At 53.8% G+C, this 19930-nt stretch carries 25 protein-coding genes; 1 reads left to right on the plus strand and 24 read right to left on the minus strand.

From position 1 onward, the window contains the following. Positions 1-3: 3 nt before the first annotated feature. From bshB1 to NST26_RS20605, 5 genes are read right to left on the minus strand one after another with little or no spacing between them, the layout of a single operon-like run. Positions 4-708 carry a bacillithiol biosynthesis deacetylase BshB1 gene (gene bshB1, locus NST26_RS20585; RefSeq protein WP_036727256.1) on the minus strand — a complete coding sequence of 235 codons (705 nt, stop codon included), beginning with the start codon at positions 706-708 and terminating at the stop codon, positions 4-6. After that, entirely contained in the window at positions 705-1130 is a 426-nt protein-coding gene (gene mgsA, locus NST26_RS20590) for a methylglyoxal synthase (RefSeq protein ID WP_036727258.1), read from the minus strand. The genes bshB1 and mgsA overlap by 4 nt, the downstream gene beginning before the upstream one ends. Positions 1131-1147: 17 nt before the next feature. Further along, positions 1148-1951 (minus strand): 4-hydroxy-tetrahydrodipicolinate reductase, encoded by an 804-nt coding sequence (gene dapB / locus NST26_RS20595; protein WP_036727259.1) that lies wholly within the window; start codon positions 1949-1951, stop codon positions 1148-1150. A 32-nt stretch (positions 1952-1983) separates the two neighbouring features. After that, positions 1984-2505 carry a tetratricopeptide repeat protein gene (locus NST26_RS20600; RefSeq protein ID WP_036727261.1) on the minus strand — a complete coding sequence of 174 codons (522 nt, stop codon included), beginning with the start codon at positions 2503-2505 and terminating at the stop codon, positions 1984-1986. A 59-nt stretch (positions 2506-2564) separates the two neighbouring features. Beyond that, positions 2565-2894, minus strand: coding sequence for a nucleotide pyrophosphohydrolase (locus tag NST26_RS20605; protein WP_036698080.1), 330 nt, complete (start codon positions 2892-2894; stop codon positions 2565-2567). A gap of 167 nt (positions 2895-3061) precedes the next feature. On the opposite strand from NST26_RS20605, the gene NST26_RS20610 reads away from it, so the two are divergent. After that, positions 3062-3934, plus strand: coding sequence for a YitT family protein (locus tag NST26_RS20610; RefSeq protein WP_200869567.1), 873 nt, complete (start codon positions 3062-3064; stop codon positions 3932-3934). Positions 3935-4025: 91 nt separating this feature from the next. Here NST26_RS20610 and NST26_RS20615 read toward each other — a convergent pair whose 3' ends face one another. The 19 genes from NST26_RS20615 to trpD all read right to left on the minus strand — a co-directional run bounded on the left by NST26_RS20615 (position 4026) and on the right by trpD (position 19894). Next, entirely contained in the window at positions 4026-4925 is a 900-nt protein-coding gene (locus NST26_RS20615) for a sporulation protein YpjB (protein WP_051478163.1), read from the minus strand. 55 nt (positions 4926-4980) lie between these two features. Beyond that, the gene (locus NST26_RS20620; protein ID WP_340979722.1) at positions 4981-5628 is read right to left on the minus strand and encodes a DUF1405 domain-containing protein; all 648 of its coding nucleotides are present in this window, start codon (positions 5626-5628) and stop codon (positions 4981-4983) included. An 87-nt stretch (positions 5629-5715) separates the two neighbouring features. Further along, on the minus strand, positions 5716-6591 hold the full coding sequence (locus NST26_RS20625) for a menaquinol-cytochrome c reductase cytochrome b/c subunit (RefSeq protein ID WP_036727265.1): 876 nt from the start codon (positions 6589-6591) through the stop codon (positions 5716-5718). 23 nt (positions 6592-6614) lie between these two features. Next, positions 6615-7286 carry a menaquinol-cytochrome c reductase cytochrome b subunit gene (qcrB, locus tag NST26_RS20630; protein WP_340979723.1) on the minus strand — a complete coding sequence of 224 codons (672 nt, stop codon included), beginning with the start codon at positions 7284-7286 and terminating at the stop codon, positions 6615-6617. Between the two features lie 5 nt (positions 7287-7291). After that, the gene (locus NST26_RS20635; protein ID WP_340979724.1) at positions 7292-7846 is read right to left on the minus strand and encodes a ubiquinol-cytochrome c reductase iron-sulfur subunit; all 555 of its coding nucleotides are present in this window, start codon (positions 7844-7846) and stop codon (positions 7292-7294) included. A 220-nt stretch (positions 7847-8066) separates the two neighbouring features. After that, positions 8067-8492: a DUF2487 family protein gene (locus NST26_RS20640; protein WP_340979725.1), complete on the minus strand. Its 426-nt coding sequence runs from the start codon at positions 8490-8492 to the stop codon at positions 8067-8069. Positions 8493-8615: 123 nt separating this feature from the next. Then, entirely contained in the window at positions 8616-8795 is a 180-nt protein-coding gene (locus NST26_RS20645; RefSeq protein WP_036698090.1) for an IDEAL domain-containing protein, read from the minus strand. Positions 8796-8813: 18 nt separating this feature from the next. After that, complete coding sequence (locus NST26_RS20650; protein ID WP_036727272.1) at positions 8814-9320, minus strand: gamma carbonic anhydrase family protein; 507 nt, start codon at positions 9318-9320, stop codon at positions 8814-8816. Positions 9321-9331: 11 nt separating this feature from the next. Beyond that, positions 9332-10420: a hypothetical protein gene (locus tag NST26_RS20655; protein WP_340979726.1), complete on the minus strand. Its 1089-nt coding sequence runs from the start codon at positions 10418-10420 to the stop codon at positions 9332-9334. A gap of 90 nt (positions 10421-10510) precedes the next feature. Continuing rightward, positions 10511-11098, minus strand: coding sequence for a histidine phosphatase family protein (locus NST26_RS20660; protein WP_036727275.1), 588 nt, complete (start codon positions 11096-11098; stop codon positions 10511-10513). Positions 11099-11247: 149 nt separating this feature from the next. Further along, entirely contained in the window at positions 11248-11691 is a 444-nt protein-coding gene (locus tag NST26_RS20665) for a hypothetical protein (RefSeq protein WP_051478164.1), read from the minus strand. 152 nt (positions 11692-11843) lie between these two features. Further along, positions 11844-12431 (minus strand): RNA polymerase sigma factor, encoded by a 588-nt coding sequence (locus NST26_RS20670; protein WP_036727278.1) that lies wholly within the window; start codon positions 12429-12431, stop codon positions 11844-11846. 638 nt (positions 12432-13069) lie between these two features. After that, the gene (locus NST26_RS20675; protein ID WP_340979727.1) at positions 13070-14164 is read right to left on the minus strand and encodes a prephenate dehydrogenase; all 1095 of its coding nucleotides are present in this window, start codon (positions 14162-14164) and stop codon (positions 13070-13072) included. A gap of 58 nt (positions 14165-14222) precedes the next feature. Further along, positions 14223-15320: a histidinol-phosphate transaminase gene (gene hisC, locus NST26_RS20680; protein WP_209869975.1), complete on the minus strand. Its 1098-nt coding sequence runs from the start codon at positions 15318-15320 to the stop codon at positions 14223-14225. Positions 15321-15343: 23 nt separating this feature from the next. Further along, a complete protein-coding gene (gene trpA / locus NST26_RS20685) occupies positions 15344-16168 on the minus strand; it encodes a tryptophan synthase subunit alpha (protein WP_340979728.1) in 825 nt (274 codons plus the stop codon). Further along, complete coding sequence (gene trpB / locus NST26_RS20690) at positions 16165-17364, minus strand: tryptophan synthase subunit beta (protein WP_076079183.1); 1200 nt, start codon at positions 17362-17364, stop codon at positions 16165-16167. Before trpB ends, trpA begins: the two co-directional genes overlap by 4 nt. Further along, entirely contained in the window at positions 17361-18041 is a 681-nt protein-coding gene (locus tag NST26_RS20695) for a phosphoribosylanthranilate isomerase (protein ID WP_340979729.1), read from the minus strand. The genes trpB and NST26_RS20695 overlap by 4 nt, the downstream gene beginning before the upstream one ends. Beyond that, positions 18034-18864: an indole-3-glycerol phosphate synthase TrpC gene (trpC, locus tag NST26_RS20700; protein ID WP_339249328.1), complete on the minus strand. Its 831-nt coding sequence runs from the start codon at positions 18862-18864 to the stop codon at positions 18034-18036. The genes NST26_RS20695 and trpC overlap by 8 nt, the downstream gene beginning before the upstream one ends. Next, positions 18854-19894, minus strand: coding sequence for an anthranilate phosphoribosyltransferase (trpD, locus tag NST26_RS20705; protein WP_340979730.1), 1041 nt, complete (start codon positions 19892-19894; stop codon positions 18854-18856). The genes trpC and trpD overlap by 11 nt, the downstream gene beginning before the upstream one ends. Positions 19895-19930 lie beyond the last annotated feature (36 nt).

Consider the following 19930-nt stretch of genomic DNA (forward strand, 5'->3'; position numbering starts at 1 on the left):
CCTCTATTTGCGGGCAGCACTGAACAAATCTACGGTATACGGAACCTTGCCGGCGAACCCTTCGGCATAAGGAATGAGCCTCCGCTGACCGAGCAACATGTCTCTGGAACGGACGCGTTCGATATACCCTTCCGTCAATGGCGTTGCAACGGCATCTTCACCCGGAGCGAGTCCAAATTGGGAACGGTAGCAGGACAATGCCTGCTCCTTCAGCGGATACTGCGCAGTCACATCTACGATTAGATCCGTCCGTCCGAGATCATTAATGAAGTAGAAATATAACCCAGGCTCGGGGATAGCGGGCTTGTCCGGCATATATTTGCGCAGCTTGGCATTAAATACTGCTTCCTCCACCAGCTTACTGCAGGCAATATGATCAGGATGGCGGTCTTCCCAGTAAGGGGCAAATACCATAGACGGGGCATAGCGGCGGATTTCCGCTGTTACTGCCGCCAAATGGCCCTCTGTCATATACAGGCCACGGTCAGGCAACCCCAGATTACTCCGCACCGCAGCGCCCAGCACTGCGGCAGCCTGCTGTGCTTCCTGTTCCCGCAGCTCCACCGTGCCGTTCGAGGACATCTCTGCCCGGGTCAGATCGCACATTCCTACCTTGAAGCCGGCAGCAGTATGCTTGGCAATGGTCCCTGCCATGCCGATCTCGGCATCATCTGCATGCGCGCCGAATACCAGAATGTCAAGCTTCATGACTCGTCCACACCCGGCTTGTATTTATGTACCAGCTCACGCCAGCCGAAATCTCCCCGGTCAATAGCCTTCACCAGAATTTCTGCTGTAGCAATATTCGTAGCCACCGGAATCCCGTACACATCGCACAGACGTAGCAGCGCTGTAATATCCGGTTCATGCGGCTGGGCCATCAGCGGGTCACGCAGGAAAATAATTAAATCCAGCTCATCCGTAGCCACCATCGAGCCGATCTGCTGGTCGCCGCCAAGCGGCCCCGACATGTAACGGTGAATGGAGAGCTTGGTCACTTCCATGATACGCTGGCCCGTGGTTCCGGTGGAGAATAATTTATGCCCTTCAAAAACATGCTCATAAGCAGTTACGAAATTAACCATTTCATCTTTTTTGCGGTCATGTGCGATAAAAGCAATTTTCAACATTCTGTTTCTCTCCCCGTCTATTCTATAAAATGCTCAAAGCCGTAAATCAAGCCGGTATAGCCCATCACCTTTTGAATCCCGAGCTTGACTCCAGGCATATAACCCGCGCGCTCATAAGAGTCATGACGGATCTTCAGCGACTGTCCGAACCCGCCGAATACAACCTCCTCCTGGGCAAAAACACCCGGAAGACGCACGCTGTGAATACGGAAGCCGTTATAATACCCGCCGCGCGAGCCTTCAATAATCTCTTCTTCCTCAGGATGTCCCTGACGGAGCTCCTGCCGCGCCTCAGAGATCATCTCTGCCGTCTTAATCGCTGTTCCTGACGGAGCATCCAGCTTCTGGTCTCCGTGATATTCGATAATTTCGAGATGAGGGAAATACTTTGCGGCCTGGGCAGCGAATTTCATCAGCAGAATCGCACCGATGGAGAAGTTAGGCGCAATCAGTCCGCCGATTCCCTGCTCCTGGCATTGCTTGTCCAGCCCGGCGATCTGCTCCGGCGTGAAGCCGGTGGTACCGATAACCGGACGGACGCCGTATTTGACCGCCAGCGCAGTATTGCTATATGCAGAGTGTGGAAGCGTAAAATCAACCATTACATCCGCCTCTGTATCTGCAAGCGCAGTCTCCAGATCCGGAGTCACAAGTACACCGCAATCCTCAAGACCAACCAGCCGTCCGGCATCTCTGCCATGTGCAGAGCGGTCAACCGCTGCTGCCAGCTCGAGTTCATCATCCTGCAATACCAGCTTCACAACCTCTTTGCCCATTCTGCCTCCGGCTCCGGAAACAATAATCCTGATCTTGTCACTCAAATGAATTCTCCCCGCTTTCCCTGGCTCTGTTATTATTGTATATAGTGTTGCAGCGATTTCTGCAGATCCTTCATCAGCAGACGCAGTCCGCTGTCATCCGGGTGCAGCGACATAACTTCTTTCAATACCGCAATCGCCTGCAGATGTTCATTCATCCGGCTGTGCGCAATTGCCAGCCATACATAAGCATCCCCGTAGAGAGGGTCAAGCGATACAGCTTCCTTGAGCAGCGTAATCGGATGGTACGGATTCACACTGTCCGCTGCGTCATCCTCCAGCAGCCGCTTCGCTTCCTGCACAAGCTTAAGAGCCTGCAGATGCTGAAGATGCAGCTGATACTCCGGTTTGGTTCCATCCAGTCTGCGTGCGGCTACAGCATGTTCAAGCGCTTTGTCCAGCATGCCGCTGCGGGCATAGGTAATAGCGCAGCGGTATCTGACTTCCGCATCATCGGGACTTGCGGCAATGGCCGCCTCGAACAAGGTGATGGCCTCAGCAAAGTCACTGCGGAGTATTGAGCGGTAGGCCGCTTTTACATAATCATTATGGTCCATATCCTCACCATCCTTACGGCTAAATCCCGTTCGTTTGGTACAGCATATGTAGCATAGGCCTAATCGGTGTTTTTGGGCGTCCAGCGCCCGGCATCACGCGTATTGAATTTGTGCATAACCTTATTATGAGCCTCAGTTAAGTCGATACCAAGTGAATTGGCGAAACAAACGGTAATGAAGAGAATGTCGCCCAGCTCCAGCTCAATCGAATTATCAGCTTCATCTGCTTTTTTCGGCTTCTCGCCGAATTGATGGTTGACTTCGCGCGCCAGCTCCCCGACTTCCTCGGACATCCGGGCCAGCATCGACAGCGGACTGAAGTAGCCTTCTTTAAACTGTGAGATATAGGCATCCACCTCACGCTGAATGTCACCAAGACTTTTATCCATAAATTGCCCTTTCACCCCCGTGTGTTCTTGCCTTCTGTTTGCCCCTATGTTATCGTAAAGACGTTTTGAAGACAAATCTTTTTTGCAATGCCGCCTGGAGCTTGTGTGCTCTCCGGGGGGATCATTACATATAAATTGCCCATTTAGAGGCGTAGGCGAGGGATGTTATGAGTTCAACCATTAAAATCAGCACAGTCAGCAAAACAGTGGCCCCCATCATGCTGGGCACGGCCATCTACGCATTCGGACTCCTGTATTTCATTATTCCCAACCAGCTGATGGAGGGCGGAGTTACCGGGATTACCATCCTGCTCAATTACGCCTTTAACATCCCTATCTTCTTAACCACACTGCTGCTGAACCTTCCGCTCTTTCTGCTCGGCTGGAAGGTGCTCGGGGCGAATCAGATCGTCTATACCGGACTCGGCATCGGCTCCCTGTCTTTTTTCCTCTGGTTATTTGAACGGATGATTAAGGCAGGCTGGATTGTAACGTTCAGTACAGAGCATGATTTTATTCTTGCTTCATTATATGCAGGGGTTACCCTGGGTCTGGGCTTGGGGATTGTCTTCCGATTCGGAGGCACCACCGGGGGTGTAGATATTGTGGCACGGATACTCGGACGCAAGTTCGGCTGGAGTATGGGACAGATTATTCTGGCCGTGGATATCATCATTATCGGGGCTTCCCTGCTCTACATTCCCCGCGAAAAAATACTGTATACGCTCGTGGCAGTCTTCATCGCCTCACGTGTCATTGATTTCATCCAGGAAGGAGCCTACGCCGCCAAAGCCTTCACCATCATCAGCGACGAGGCTCCGCAGATTGCCGAGCTGATCACCGTAGAAATGGATCGCGGCGTTACCTTAATCCCGGCGATCGGCGCTTATTCCAAGCAGGCGAAGCATATGGTCTATTGCGTGGTCTCCAGACAGGAGATCCGCCGGCTAAGCCTGCTGGTGAAGTCGGTGGATCCTAAAGCCTTCGTCATTATCAGTGAGGTTCACGACGTTCACGGCGAAGGCTTCCGGGAGACCTAAACTATACACACATAAGGGCGGACCCCACAAGCCGGCAATGGCTGCTTGTGGGGTCCGCCCTCTTTGTATCCTCTGTTGCCGCCGCTCAAGCCTACACGGGTTTTAGATTCTGCTTCTGGCCGCGGTACTTACGGTAAGCCGTATACACGAGCACCGTAAGGATGAACGCGCCTGCCAGCAGGGCCCAGCCCCCGTATTGCTGCGGAGCCAGCGGCAGAGACAGGACCGGCTCGCTGCGGTCCTTGCCGAACATCACTCTTGCTGCATCCTGCCCATAGGATACAATCTCCAGCAGGCGGGCCCGTTCCACGGGCTGCTCCGAGCCTGCCACCCCTCCTGCGTAAGACATCCAGGAATCAAAGGTGCTCACCGCCTCAGCAGGCCGGGAGATGATCACCGCAGGCCGGATATTCGCATACCGGCTCTGAAGTCTTGCCAGGGCCGCTGTCCAGCTCTTCAGATCATTCGCGGCAGCGCTTTGCTCCATATCGTTCAGATCCTCACGGACCAGCTTATAGTACTGCAGCCACATGGGCTGGCGGGGGTGATTCAGGCTGTTAGCGGCAAGCCGCAGCTTCGCCGCTGCCGCTTCCCATCTCTCCGGGGACGGCTGGGCCGCAGCCAGTGCCGACTTCATGTCCAGGATCACAGAGGATAGTGCATTGACCCCCTCCACTGAGGTCATCCCTTCAAAGGACGAAGAGATGAAGATCTGCGAGACCTCCTCTGCCTCCTGGCGGGCCTTCAGCACATCGCCTTCAAGCACATAGCCGTATAGAGCTTCCGCAGCCTGCTCCAGCCGCTGCGCTCCGCTTCTGGCCGTGAGAGCAGCGGGATCACTGGGTACACTTCCGGCTGCTTCTATGTAAGCTGTACTTCCCTGGTCTGCAGCGGCATCCCCTGCTTCAGCCTGAACACGGCCTCCGCTGATACCGGCCAGCAGCCAGCACAGCAGAATTCCTGACAGTATGAATACTTTTCTGCGCGGCATAAGACATCCCTCCCACCTTAATGTATGGCGGAAGGACAAGAGTTAGAACAGAGACTCAGTGCTTCATGGCAGTTCTGTCCGGAAGTGCGGGACGCCTTGTCCGGCCGCAGAATAGCCAGGCAGCAGCCGTACTGAACAGTGTAAGCCCCATGGTGAGGTACTGAACAGCGATAAGATCATCATTAAGCACAGAAGGCAGCCATGGATACACGCCTTGTGAATAATCCACTATATCATTAGCGAATGTCCACGCAAGCGCCACAGGCAGCATTCTCCGGAAGGTGAAGAACCGGGCATAGATCAGAGCTTCCACAGCCATTCCGGTGTGGGAGATCATCAGCATCCAGTCCTTCCAGGTGATGGAATCTCCCTGATAACCGCCGGCCACAATGATGCTGACCGCCCATATTCCGTACTTCACAGAGGTTAGGACTGCCAGCGCTTCAATCAGCTCACGTATCAGCGTCCCCGCAAGCCCTCTTGGCGGATACAGCAGCAGCAGTAATGCAGCCGTGAAGAACAGACTGGCCGTAGGGCTGTCAGGAACGAACGGCAGTAGCCAGAGCGGTTCAGTCTGCGCCGTGAACGTGAGCTGGTTGCCATACCACATATATCCGTAGACCGTTCCGAGCAGATTCACGATAAACAGCAGCCATATTATTCTTCGGTCCCTAAATAATTTCTCAAACCAATGACCCGGCATACAAACAACTTCCCCCCGACTGTTGAAGCTTCATGACATAACAAAAACCTGAGCGCATACACGATCAGGTCCTGCGTTACTGTTATTTTACTGTCCGCTTTTTTGTTTGGCAAGCCAGCCGGCCAGCTCATCGATATCCTGCTCGGTCAGCCCTGCCCCCATAGCCGTCTCCACCATTGGCGGCATCTGACCCTTACCTTCTTTTATAATAGTAAGAATCGCCGCCTTATCATGCTTATCGCCTACACCCCGAAGCGAAGGAAAACTGCCGGAGCCCTTCATATCTACCGCATGGCAGGTTATACAGGTTGCTTGCTTATAGAGTGCCATCGCCGGATCATCCTTGTCCACAATGGCAATATCCTTCGGCTTGACCGCACTTGTGGTTGGCAAGCCCGCCGCCCTGTTCTCGGCCGCTTTCTCCTCGCGCTGAACATCCTCAGGAATCTGGCCGGTTTCAGCCATCTCATGCTTGTATTCTGTCCAGGCTGTGTTGGTCAAATAGACGATTGCTGCGAGAGACAGGAACATCAGCGAGGACGCAATCGGTCTGCGGTAGAACCGCCGCTCGGGGCCCGTATCCAGGAAAGGCGCCAGCAGCAGCGCCCCGAAGGCCACCCCAGTCACACCAAGCGTTCCCAGCACGATATAGTCACCTGATGCATAAGGAAGCTTCAAATACTGATAGAGGAAGAGAAAATACCAGTCGGGAATCGGAATTACCGTTGCTGCCGGATTGGCAGGGAACCCGAGCGGAGCCGGCTCTGAGATGGTCAGAACCAGAATTCCCACCAACACCACTACACCAACCATCCATTCCTTGAGCAGAAAGTTAGGGATAAAGGCTTCCGATTTGCCCGGATACGCCGTATAATCCGGCGGGGTAATGAATCCGTTTCCTCTTCGGACCCGGGAATCCCCGACGAATATCACCTTCTCTTTGGAGTCGTCTCCGTGTGCCATGACCGTGCCTCCTATACGTTATTTTACAGCGGACCGGATATGCCTTGTCTGCGGATCATAATGAAGTGCCCGACAAGCAGTATAAGCAGAACCGCCGGGAGGAAGAATACATGTAAGGCGAAGAACCGGGTGAGCGTCTCGGCGCCGGCAATACTGCCGCCCTGCATCAGCTCCTTGAGCACCGGCCCCATGAATGGAACCGAATTGGCGATCTCCAGCGTAACCTTGGTGGCGAAGTACGCCTTATTGTCCCATGGAAGCAGGTAACCGGTCAGTCCCAGTCCCAGCATGACAAAGAAAATCAGCATCCCCACTACCCAGTTCATCTCGCGCGGAGCCTTATACGAACCGGTGAAGAACACACGCATCGTATGAAGGAACATCATGACAATGACGAGACTCGCGCCCCAGTGGTGCATGCCGCGGACGATTTTACCGAAGGCGACCTTGGTCTGCAGATATTCCACGCTGGCGTAGGCATTAATGATATCCGGGACATAATACATGGTCAGAAACATTCCTGAGAGTATCTGTATTACAGTGATGAAGAAGGTTAGTCCGCCGAAGCAGTACACAAAGGCTGAAAAGTGGTGTGCGGGATTGACATGCTCGGGGACCTCGTGGTCGGCAACATCTCTCCAGATCGGTGTAATATCCAGACGTTCGTCAATCCAGTTATATACGTTTTTGTACACGCCGTTCACGCCTCCTTCGCCGAAACAGTATTAGGGACGATTTCACCGAGATATACCCAGCCTCCGTCAATCTTGGTGGTGTACTGGTCCAGGGGCTTGGCAGCCACGGCCAGCTGCCGGCCCTGCTTCGTATAGCGGGCGCCATGGCAAGGGCAATGATATTCATCAGGATGCGCCTTGTTATTATTCCAGCCTACGGTGCAGCCCAGATGCTTGCAGATCGGTGAAAGCGCATAAATAACTCCGTTCGCGTCTTTACGAATCCACGCCGTAAGCATCGCTGTACTGGCATACCATCCGTCCTGCTGCGGAAGCTCGAAGGTGAACTCCTGGGGCTCTTCGGTAATTTTGGACGCTTCCGCTACCTTGATGAATTCTCCCTCGCCTTTTTTCTGCAGAATCGGATCTACAGCAAACCGGACCATCGGCAGGATAACTCCGGCACCCATAAAGGCGGTAGCCCCTCCTAGTGTGTAGGTCAAAAACTGTCTGCGTGACATCTCGTTTCGGCTGGGCGGTTCTTGCGGAAGTGATTCTTCTTCTTCATTAAGGCTGCTCATACTGTATGTAACCCCCTTTTCAAAATGTGAGAAGGCACCTGCAGAGTTGTTGCATAGGTTTTAAGGTAAAAATTCCGTTTTCAATGAAAAATATCACAGTTCATATAAGTTCATCCTAATCATAGCTTAGGGTCTAAAACCCGTCAAGAATATTGTCTAAATTGTGACAGGCGTTTAAGGTGCTTTTTTGATAAATTGTTGATTTTCCGTCACATTTAACTCATTTTCCATTCTCCCATAGGGCCTGGATTTCACTCCGCACATACACGCTTACCGAGGCTCTGGAATCGGCCGCTATCTCAGGCAGGCAAAGGAGTAAATCGCTTTCAAATATCTCCTCCCTGCGCAGTTCCTCACTCGCAGACATCACGATGGCGTACTGGAAGCCGCTGGATTTGACTTTTCGGCAAAGCTCATTCATCAGTGCTGTCATTCCAGGCCCTGCATACTGTACCGCCGGATAAGTCACGACCCGCCCTTTGTACGGTTGCTCGGCCATTTCCAGGAAATCACGCTGCCGTTCAAGTAACTTAACTGTCTCAGGCGGAGTCTCCGTGCCTTGAAGTCCGCTATACGGAATGATGCAGGTATCATAGTATTGTCCATCGGTCTCCCAGGCTCTACTGTCAAAATCACTGAATTTCATAGATTCGCCCCCTCTAGCCGCATCCCGCAGCATGCATTTAACTTTAAAAGCATCATAAACAAGTGTATTCGGCTTGGCAATCCTTAATTTTGAGAAAAAAAAGAAATGCGCCAGGCGCATTTCCTATGCCAAACTTTTCAGTTCTTCAGTCAGATTCCGGAAAGCCGCCTCATCACCAGCAGCCAGCGCCGTGTCGATCTTCCGGTACAACATGTCGGTACGACGCTTTCTTAACGCTTCATCCCACACCATTTCCGCAGCCAGCCCCAGCATCACTTCATAAGTAGCCTTCATTTTGTCCATTCGATACACCTCCGCTGTTTAAGAAATTCCGTATTCCAATGCTTTTTTCACATAGCTTTCACTTGTGCGTGCCATCCTCAGCAGATCCTGCTCAGTCAATTCACGGACCACTTTGGCCGGTGTGCCCAAGGAGAGCGTATACGGAGGAATGATGGTATTCTCGGTTACAAGGGATCCGGCTCCTACTAAAGCATATTCACCAATCTCTGCTCCGTTCAGTACAATTGCACCCATTCCGATTAATGTGCCCTTGCCTATCCGGCAGCCGTGGATGATTGCTGAATGCCCGACCGAGATGTCATCCTCCAGCATCAGCGGCAATCCGTCCGCCACATGGCCGACCACACCGTCCTGGATATTGCAGCGCTCCCCGATGATCACCGGCGCCAGGTCACCGCGGAGTACGGCGTTGAACCAGACACTGGATTGTTTGCTTATTCTTACATCGCCAACGAGCTTAGCGCCTTCCGCCACATAGACTGTCTCGTCAAGCTGCGGTATGTAACTCCCATAGGCAATCCGCATCTCTCTCCTCCTTACCTGAGCAGATGCTTCGGCACAGCCGCCTCACATCCCCAGGGTGTCATCATGACCACTGTTCCTGCGGGTTCCTCACCAAGCTTAAGCATGCCCAGATGCAGCAGCATCCGCAAGATTCGCTGTTCGAGAATGGAAGAGGCATCATCGTAATAAAAGGGCTTGATCAGCCAGCCGATTCCTTCTGACAACGAGGCTGTGGTCACCCATCTGCCGGCACTTAGACTAATCCAGTAGACCAGCGAAGGCAAATTGGGAATAGCCCCTTTATACAGTCTTAACCAAAAGGAGAATAACTGCATCAGCTTTTCCGATTTCCCCTCCGCCAGAAAATGCCCGCCTGCCGCTGTCAGCTGCAGCCTGTAGCCCTCCTCGGAGATCCAGCGGCGGTGGCGGGCATAATCGTACAGCAGGGCAAATCTCGGCGGATAATGCTCACAAGCCCTGCCGTAGCCGAACCTCCAGCCGCCCTTGCCGAGTAATGGCTCTGCAATCTGCAGCGCATTCATCACTCCCTGCTGATTGCGCTTATAGAGCGCACCTTCCTGGTTCAGCTCAGGCTCATTCTCCTTCACATACCGCAGGAACAGCAGCAGATCTCCGGCCAGCAAATCCCCCTCCCCCCTGTACACCGCCGGCTCCGGGCCCGGAACAATCCGCTCCTGCAAATGCTGGCCCATCTGCTCACGGAAGCGCTTCTTCAGATCCAGCGGCACCTGGAACAGATACCGGCTCTGCTGGGAAGCTCCGCTGAACAGCCAGCCGCTGTTCTTAAGCCGGCTGACCAGCTCGCGGTAGTCACCGCTTTTGCCGGGCGGGGCATCGAAGGAAGCCTGCCTGGCTGCAGCCAGCAGATCCTCCAGGCTGAAGTGGCTGCGTTCATCGAAGAGCAGGCTGTTCAGCAAACGCAGCTCTCCCGGGGAACTCCCCTTAATATGGGACGCCATGAACTCCCGGCTGCCCAAGGTGATCAATATACTCTGAATCAAATCATGTTTGGAATTCCGTTTGCATTCACACTGATAGCGTCCCGCAATGGCGGTCAGCTGACCAATGTCTGCATAAGTGAGCATATCCGCCAGATTCATCTCTCATCGCCTCACTGTTTTACTACCATTATGGGAAATACAGCCCTTTTTATTCCTTTTGCCGCAAAAAAAATAACCCGAAGGGTCGGGTTAATGCTGTTTTTGTAAAATATGACGGGTACAGTTGTACAATAAAGGATTCCATTCCTGCTCGTTCTTCTCCAGAATCGTGAGTGAGAGATTGCCGAGCCGTTCCGAATATTTGTCTTTGTAGAGTGCGGTGTAGAGCTGTGCAAGGAATCCTCCATGGGAGATGACCAGGACATTCTTACCCGGGAACCGGGCCGTCATATCCTCCAGGAACGCAAGCCCCCGGACCTGAAGTGCCTCATCGCTCTCCTGTCCCAGAGACAGCAGCTTCCAATCCTTGCCCCACTTGGCTTCACGGGCTTCGGCTGTCATGCCCTCCACCTGGCCGTAGGCACGCTCACGGATACGGTCATCCGGCTCAAGTAAAGGAATGCCCAGCTTGGCCGCTACGATCTTGCCGGTCTCTGCTGCACGGGACAGACTGCTGGTAATACAATAGTCCCAGTGATAAGGCTCCTGCAGCAGCCGGTCACCCAGCATCTCAGCCTGCCGCCTGCCTTCATCATTCAGCGGAATATCACTTTGTCCCTGAATTTTACCTACTGCATTCCAATCCGTCAGCCCATGGCGTATTAAGCCGATCAGCATCGCCTATCACCGTTCCCTTCCCTATTTATGTTTGCTTAATAATGTAACACGAATGAAAACAAATGTCTTCTTTTTTAGAACAAGTGGAAACACATACATTCTTGTATTCAAATCAAAAACCCTCTTCTCCATGCTCGGGAAGGGGGTTCTCATTGTCTGCGGTACCGGTTCAGACGGACCAGCAGGAATATGGATAATCCGACGCCCAGCGTCGACAATACCATCCAGTACTGCGGATGAGCAGGGCCCATATTGGCCACCAGTGGCTCAATAATCCCGCCCTCAGACTCCACCGGATATGAAGATGACCAGTCCAGGGTTAAGCCTGCCACACCTGTCTCGACGATCCCGCTCTGTGCCGCTGTCGTATTCGAGGGGGTCTTGAACACGGTGAAATATAAGAAGCTTGAGATAAACACCGCTAAAAAACAGGCAATCCAGAGGCTTAAGCGATGCCGGAATACTGTAGAACTCCCCGCAGACTTCCCGTCACCGGGCATAAGCCAGGGGCTCTCCAGATAGATCCGCTCCATAACCTTACTGTTAATCGCTTCTGCCCGCTCATCGCTGACATCGAATCTTGTATCCTGCATAAGCTCACTGGTCTCCTGCCACAGCGCCCATTCGGCACTGCAGTAGGAGCAGGTTGCGATATGTCTCTCAAGTCTAATCCGCCTGGGATCTGTGGGGGGAGCGTCCCACAAGTGTGGAATGGAATCCTGCGCTTCCCTGCAATTCATAGGCCTTACACCCTCTCAGCCTGCTCTTCAAATTCAGGCTCATAGAAATAGGATTCGAGCTGGAGCTTCACACTGCTCCTTGCCCGGAACAGCAGTGACTTCACTGAGCTGACGCTCTGATCCAGAATCACGGCAATTTCCTGATAATCCATCTGATCATATTCACGCAGAATCAGCGCGGAGCGCTGCTTCTCCGGGAGATTGTTAATCGCTTCGCGAACAAGCTCCATCCGTTCCTTGCGCAGTGCTGCCTGTTCCGGGGCAACATCAAGCGGTGCCACAGGTGTATAGCCGCTCTCTTCAAGCGACACATTCCCGGCACGGTTCTTGCGAAGCTCACTGAGCACTGTATTGCGGGCAATGGTGTACAGCCATGTGGAGAAAGAAGCATCCACTTCCCGGAAGGAATGAAGACTCCGGAAGGCTTTGTAGAAGGTCTCTGAACAGAGGTCTTCGGCAATCAGCTCCATATGGGAGTTCTTCAGCATGTGGTACACAAAAGCCAATATTTTGCGTTGATATCGTCGCATGAGTTCCGAATATAATTCTGTATCGCCTTGCTTGATTAGCTGGATCAACTGGGAATCCGTCATGGTGAGTCGGCCCTCCTCGCCCTTGCACGTGTAATCCCGTCCGGTCCGTATCTACTTATACCGGGCAGGTAACAAAAAGTTGCGGCATACCTTCATTTTTTGCAGCACAAAAATCCAATCTTCCTATGTATATTCAACTTACCGTTATTTAAGGCTTCCAACCTTCAATTCCTTTTGTAAGACAGAAGAATGGCAGCATTCTCCTTACAGGACAACACAGCCCGTCTCCACTTGTTCAGCAAGCGGTTACCTATACTTGGAAGGAATCTATAAACATACTTAACCCAGTATAGCATAGTTTCTAACGGGAGGAAATTAATAGACTTTGAGAGACGGGCAGACAGTCCGATGAAAGCGGTCTTATTTTCTTTAAATAAAGTGTTGACAAAATGTAAACGGATACATATAATAAAAGTACAGTATGGTTTCTCTCCACTCCTATCCAAACACTACACGGTTCCAAGAAATTGTGAACTGTAACCGCTTATTATGTAAGCGGTCTTTTTTTTGTCCATTTTTACGAACATTTGGGTATTTATTGGCCGCTTGTTTACTGCCGCAGCCGGGACACCCTCTGATAGCAGTCGGATTTCCTCTAATTATAAATAAGAGCCGGGCATCCGGCCCCGGCTCTGCTTTTACATATATACGGTATAATCATTCTCCTGCAGCAGAATTCTGGCCCGCTCCATATCGCTCTCCTGGCGGAAGGACAAGCGCATAATCCCGGGAACATCCTCGCGGCTCTCAATAATCTGCACGTTGCTAAGGTTGATGCCCTGGTCGCCCAGCTCCGTAGCAATCCGGCCGATAATGCCGGGGTGATCGGGAACATCAATATGCAGATCGAACAGCGGAGTGATCATGCCCTTGCGCCGCTCAGGAAGCTGGCTGCGGAATTGATTCGCCTCCTGGAAGGCCGACTCGATCCCTGCGCCATCCCCGCTCTCCAGCAGATGGATGAACGAGGACACCTCATCGTTCCAATCCTTCAGCAGCCGCAGCATCACAGAGCGGTTATTCAGCAGAATATCGCGCCAGATGATCGGATCGCTCGAAGCAATGCGGGTAATATCACGGAAGCCCCCCGCAGCCAGCGTGCTGTACAACGAGTCCGAATGATCGTATGCATGAATCTGATTCACCAGGGCTACCGCAATAATATGCGGCAGATGGCTGATCGCTCCAACAATCTCATCGTGGCGCTCCGGATCAAGCCGGACTATCTGCGCTCTCGTATGCAGCAGGAGCGACTCCAGAGCCTGGTAGGCAGCTTCCGGCACGCCAGGCGGAGGTGTAAGCACGTAATACGCATTCTCAAACAGTAAGGAGGAGGCTGCCTCTACGCCTGAACGCTCCGATCCGGCCATAGGATGGCCTCCGATGAAATGTACACCGGGAATATCCAGTGTAAGGGCACACGCGGCAATGCTGGCCTTGGTGCTGCCGACATCCGTAATAATGCAGCCCGGCTTCAGCGGCAGCCGGCTTAACCGCTGAAGATAATCCTCAAGCATGCCTACCGGCACACACAGAAAAATATAATCCGCATCCAGTGCAGCTTCCTCAAGTGATAATGTAGCCTGATCAACCACACCTCTGCTCACATATTTAGCAGCAGATTCAGGGCGGTGGGCATGGCCTACAACGGTCAGACCCTCCTTGCCTTTGAAGCAAAGGGCCAGTGAGCCGCCGATCAGGCCGACACCGAAAATTGCTATTTTTGTCGTCATGTTCTTAGTACTACCTGCCTTCTGTGGTATCGTCAATCCAGCTGCTGAGCCCTCACGGTTATGCGCGAACTTCCTGCTCCTTCAGCGCCTGCTCCAGGGCAGCTACGAAGGCTGTGTTCTGCTCGGCGGAGCCGATGGTCACCCGCAGGTAGGTCGGATACCGGTGGAAGCCTGTTCTGACGATGATTCCCTGACGCAGCAGCGTATCGAAGACTTCAGCAGCCGGCTTGCGTACATCCACCATAATGAAGTTCCCGTGAGCCGGGAACGACGTAAGCCCAAGACGGGCGAATTCCGCCTCAAGCTGCACAATCCCTGCACTGTTAAGCGCACGGCACTGCTGCACATATTCCTGATCGGAGAGTGCTGCCACCGCCGCCACCTGAGCCAGGCGGGTCGTATTGAACGGCTCGCGCACCTGATTAATCAGGGAGATTACCTGGCTGCTGGCCACACCATAGCCGATACGGAGCGCCGCAAGACCATAGATCTTGGAGAAGGTACGAAGGACTACCAGATTAGGGTATTTGTCGATCAGCTTAATGCCGTCGGTGTAGCTAAGATCCGTTACATATTCGTAATAGGCTTCATCCAGGACTACCATCACGCTGGCAGGTACTGCATCCAGGAACGAAATCAGGGCGTCCTCGGGCACAATGGTACCGGTTGGATTGTTGGGATTGCAGATCCAGATGATCTTGGTCCGGTCTGTAATCTTCGCCAGCATTGCATCCAGATCATGCGTTCCGTCTTTAAGCGGGACTTCTATAGTTATAGCCCCTTCGATATCCGCATTGCTCTTATATACGGAGAAGGTCTGATCGGCCATAATCGTCTCGTCACCGGGCAGGAAGAAGGCACGGGCAATCAGAGCAATAATCTCATCAGATCCGCATCCGAAAATAATACGCTCACCCGTAACGCCCAGATGCTTAGCCAGCGTCGCTGTCAGCTCAGCGGCAGAGCCGTCCGGGTATAAAAAGAGATTATCCAGCTCCGCTACAATAGCGGCCTTCGCACTTGGTGCAGCCCCGTAAGGGTTCTCGTTGGATGCCAGCTTAATGACTTCGCTTAAGCCCAGCTCCTTCTTGACTTCTTCAATCGGCTTCCCCGGCTTATAGACAGGAAGGTCAACGATATTCGGTTTTGGATTCATGGGTGATCCTCGCTCTCCAAATATTAATTAGGTCTTAATTGTGCCACAAATTCACGAATTTGCAACAGTCCGGCGCTTCTCGTCTGCGGCTGGGACAGCAGGGGAATAACCTCCTCCACCTTGCGGACAATGGCGCTTCCGACTACTACACCATCACAGATCTTCGCAAAACGGGATACCTGTTCTCCAGTGGAGATCCCGAATCCTACAGCAACAGGCAGGTCCGTAGACCGGCGGACGGACGCAATGAACTCATCTACTCCGCTGTGGAAGCTTGAGCGCTCCCCGGTTACACCGAGCGAGGATACGCAATAGACGAAGCCGCTCGCGCCGGATACGATCCGGGCAATCCGTTCGCTGGAGGTCGGGGCCACGAGCGGAATAAGATTCACTCCGGCGGCACGGCTGCGTGCACTCAGGTCCTCCGATTCCTCCACCGGCACGTCAGGGATGATCAGCCCGCTGATCTCATGGGCATTCAGCTCCGCAAAAAACGTATCCAGCCCCAGCTGCATCACCGGATTGTAATACGTGAACAGGATGAACGGCAGTTCACTGCCTGCCTGCCGGGCCTTCAGCGCCGTCTCCATGCAGGTGCGCAGATGAACCTTGCTGCGCAGCGCTCTTGCAGACGCCCGCTGGATGACCGGACCGTCGGCCAGCGGATCGGAGTATGGAACGCCCAGCTCCAGAATATCCGCTCCCGCTGCCTCCAGCTCGGCAATAATATCCAGCGTCGTCTCAAGATCAGGATCGCCTACGGTTAAGAACGGAATAAGGGCAGTACGGCCTTCCGCCTTCAGCCGGTTAAACGTCAGGTCCATCCGGTTCGTCGTTTCGGTTGTCATTGCTGCTCCGCCCCTTCCGTATAAGCCATAATGGATTCCACATCTTTGTCGCCGCGTCCTGACAGGCAGATCACCACAATATCATCCTTGGTCAGCGTCTTGCCAAGCTTCACCACATGGGCAATGGCATGAGCTGATTCCAGAGCGGGAATAATCCCTTCCGTCACGCAGAGCAGCTTCAGCGCATCCAGCGCTTCCGCATCGGTCACCGGCACATACTGGGCACGGTGAATGTCCTTGAGATAGGAATGCTCAGGCCCCACGCCCGGATAATCGAGTCCGGCCGATATGGAATGGGCCTCGATGACCTGTCCATGCTCATCCTGCAGCAGATAGCTCAGCGAGCCCTGGAACACGCCATGGCTTCCCTTGCTCATGGTTGCTGCATGGAACGGAGTGTCTACGCCTTTACCGGCGGCTTCAACACCAATCATCGCCACCTGCTCATCCTCCATGAACGGGTAGAACATGCCGATAGCATTGCTGCCTCCGCCTACTGCGGCAACCAGCAAATCCGGCAGGCGTCCTTCCGCCTCCAGAATCTGGCGGCGGGTCTCATCCCCGATAATCCGCTGGAAGTTGCGGACCATCATCGGATACGGATGGGGACCAACCGCAGAGCCAAGCACATAGAACGTATCTTCCACATTGCTCACCCAGTAGCGGAGCGCCTCATTCCCGGCATCCTTCAGCGTTCTGGAGCCGGAGGTCACCGGAATAACCTCTGCCCCAAGCAGCTTCATGCGGAAGACATTCAGCGCCTGGCGGCGGGTATCCTCTTCACCCATGAACACCTTGCATTCCATACCGAGCAAGGCGGCTACCGTAGCTGTCGCTACTCCGTGCTGGCCTGCGCCGGTTTCGGCAATCACCTTGGTTTTACCCATCATTTTGGCCAGGATGCCTTGTCCGATAGCGTTGTTGATCTTGTGGGCGCCTGTATGATTGAGGTCCTCCCGCTTCAGATAGATCTTGGCCTCGCCAAGCTCCTTGCTTAGCCGCTCTGCATAATACAGCGGGGTCTCGCGGCCCGAATACTGCTTGAGCAGATAATCTATTTCCTCCTGAAAGGCCGGGTCTGCCGAGAATTTATTGTAAGCCTCTTCCAGCTCGATCAGTGCAGTCATCAAGGTCTCAGGAACGAAGCGGCCTCCAAAAGAACCAAAACGTCCATTTTTGTCCGGTACTTGTATCATGATTGCTTCACCCTTTCTACGAAAGCTGTCATTTTGGCAATGTCCTTACTGCCGTTACTCTCAACTCCGCTGGAGACATCCACGCCATAAGGGGCATATCCGTCCAGCAGCTCGTTCACATTGTCCGGATGCAAGCCTCCGGCTATAAATAAAGGCAGCGCATGCTTCGCCGCCGCTTGCTGGTATAAGGGAATCTGCTCCCAATCAAATGTACGGCCCGTACCGCCGCGCTCCTGCGGATCATAGGTATCCAGCAGCAGCGCATCAATGGTGCCCGCATAGCTGTCCAGCAAAGGTTGAACCTCATCCCCTGCTTCAGGATTACGTCCGGCTACCGAAAGGGCCTTCCAGACCTTAACCTGGGGAAAAGCCGCCTTGACCTCCGCGCAGAACTGCGGACTCTCTTGTCCATGAAGCTGCACAACATCCAGCGGTACAGTTCTCAGCAGCTCTGTCAGCTCGGAAAGGCCGGGGTTAACGAATACGCCCACAGGGCGGGGCGCAGGCTCAGACTTCCAGTTGCCCAGCTCTGCAATCAGCTCAGCAGCCACACCCGCGGTAACCCTCCGGCGGCTGGGTGCAAACACCAGGCCCACATAATCGAGCGGCAAACTATTCATAGATTTTAGCACTTCAACGCCCTGAAGTCCACAGATTTTTACGAGAGGTTCAGTCACGTTGCACACGGTCCTTCCCGGCAGGAAGCGGACCGAGCAGCTGATGGACCGCCTGCTCTACATCCGGCTGGCGCATCAGGTATTCTCCGACCAGCACACCGGTTGCCCGTGTCTTGCGGAGATACGCAATATCCTCCGGCCCGGTAATCCCACTCTCGCTGATTACCGGAAGACCGGCGGGCAGCAAAGCTGCCAGCTCCTCCGTAGCGGAGAGTGAGGTTTCGAACGTCTTGAGATTCCGGTTATTGATGCCCAGCAGAACGCCGGGATGTTCAGCCTTACCAGTAGACAGTACCGTCTCCAATTCAGTGCGGTCATGGACCTCAATCAGGATATCGAGTCCAAGCGCGGCAGCGGAGTCGGTGAACCCGGCGAGCTGCTGCGGGGTCAGAATGGCCGCAATCAGCAGAATCGCATCCGCGCCAAGCAGGCGGGCCTCGTAGATCTGCTTCTCATCAATAATGAAGTCCTTGCGCAGCAGCGGAAGCTTCACCGCCTCTCTTACCTGCTGCAAATACACGCCGCTGCCCTGAAAATAATCCTTGTCCGTCAGCACGGACAGGCAATCGGCTCCTGCCGCTTCATAGCCCCGGGCAATCGTCACCGGATCAAAATCAGCCCGGATCAGCCCCTTGGACGGCGAGGCCTTCTTCACCTCGGCGATCAGCCCCATCTCCCGGTTCCGGCGTTCAGTCAGAGCGCTGCGGAAGCCTCTGGTAGCAGGCAGTGCGGCAATGGAGCGCTCCGCCGCGGCGAGCGAGAATTGCTGGCTTAACGCTTCTACCTCTTTCACTTTCGTGGCAACAATCCGGTCAAGATACATAATCAAGCTCCTTTGTCATCGCTTTTAACTGTTCCAGCTTGCGCAGGGCCGCACCTGAATCCACAACCTCTCTGGCACGGTCCACGCCTTCCTTAAGTGTATCCGCCAGACCGGCGACATAGATGCAGGCCCCGGCATTCGCCAGTACGATATCACGGTACGGATTGATATTACCCTCCAGCACTGTAGTGATAATCGCCGCATTCTCAGCAGCATCGCCGCCCATGACGTCCTCCAGCGGATGCTGGCTGAGGCCAAGCTCCTGCGGTGTAATTTCGTAAGTGGTGACTATGCCCTGCCTCAGCTCGGAGACCTGCGTCGGTGCCGAGATGCTGATCTCATCCAGGCCGTCCAGGCTGCTCACAATCATCGCCCGCTTGGAGCCGAGCTCACCCAGGACCTTGGCAACCGTCTCTGTCTTATTGCGGTCATAAATGCCCATCAGCTGCCGGTCTGCTCCGGCCGGATTGGTCAGCGGGCCCAGCATATTGAAGACCGTCCGCACACCCAGCTCACGGCGGGGAGCAGCGGCATGCTTCATGGACGGATGATAGATTTGAGCGAACAGGAAGCAGATGCCAATACTGTCCAGACATTGCCGCGCCTGCTCTGCATTCAGATGAATATTGACGCCGAGCGCTTCCAGCACATCTGCACTGCCCGCTCTCCCGGACGCCGAACGATTGCCATGCTTCGCCACTCTTACAGAAGCAGCGGAAGAGATGATCGCCGAAGCTGTGGAGATATTGAATTTATGAATACCAGAGCCGCCCGTGCCACAGGTATCCAGCAGCTGGCTCCGCTCGGTAAGCACCTGTGTGCCGAAACCGCGCATCGCCTCTGCGAAGCCGGTGATTTCTTCGACGGTCTCGCCTTTGATCCGCAGCGCGGTCAACAGCGATCCGATTTGTGCGGGTGAAGCTGCACCTTCCATAATCGTGCCCATAATCTCGCGGGCCTGTGTACGGGTAAGATCCTTTCCCTCGATTAAACCGGCAATTCCTGATTGTAGTAACTGGCTTGCGTCCATAGTTCATGTCCTCCTAAAATTTTTAAGTTTTATGGA

This window comes from Paenibacillus sp. FSL R7-0128, from assembly GCF_038002245.1.
In the GTDB taxonomy this organism is placed as follows: domain Bacteria; phylum Bacillota; class Bacilli; order Paenibacillales; family Paenibacillaceae; genus Paenibacillus_AQ; species Paenibacillus_AQ silagei.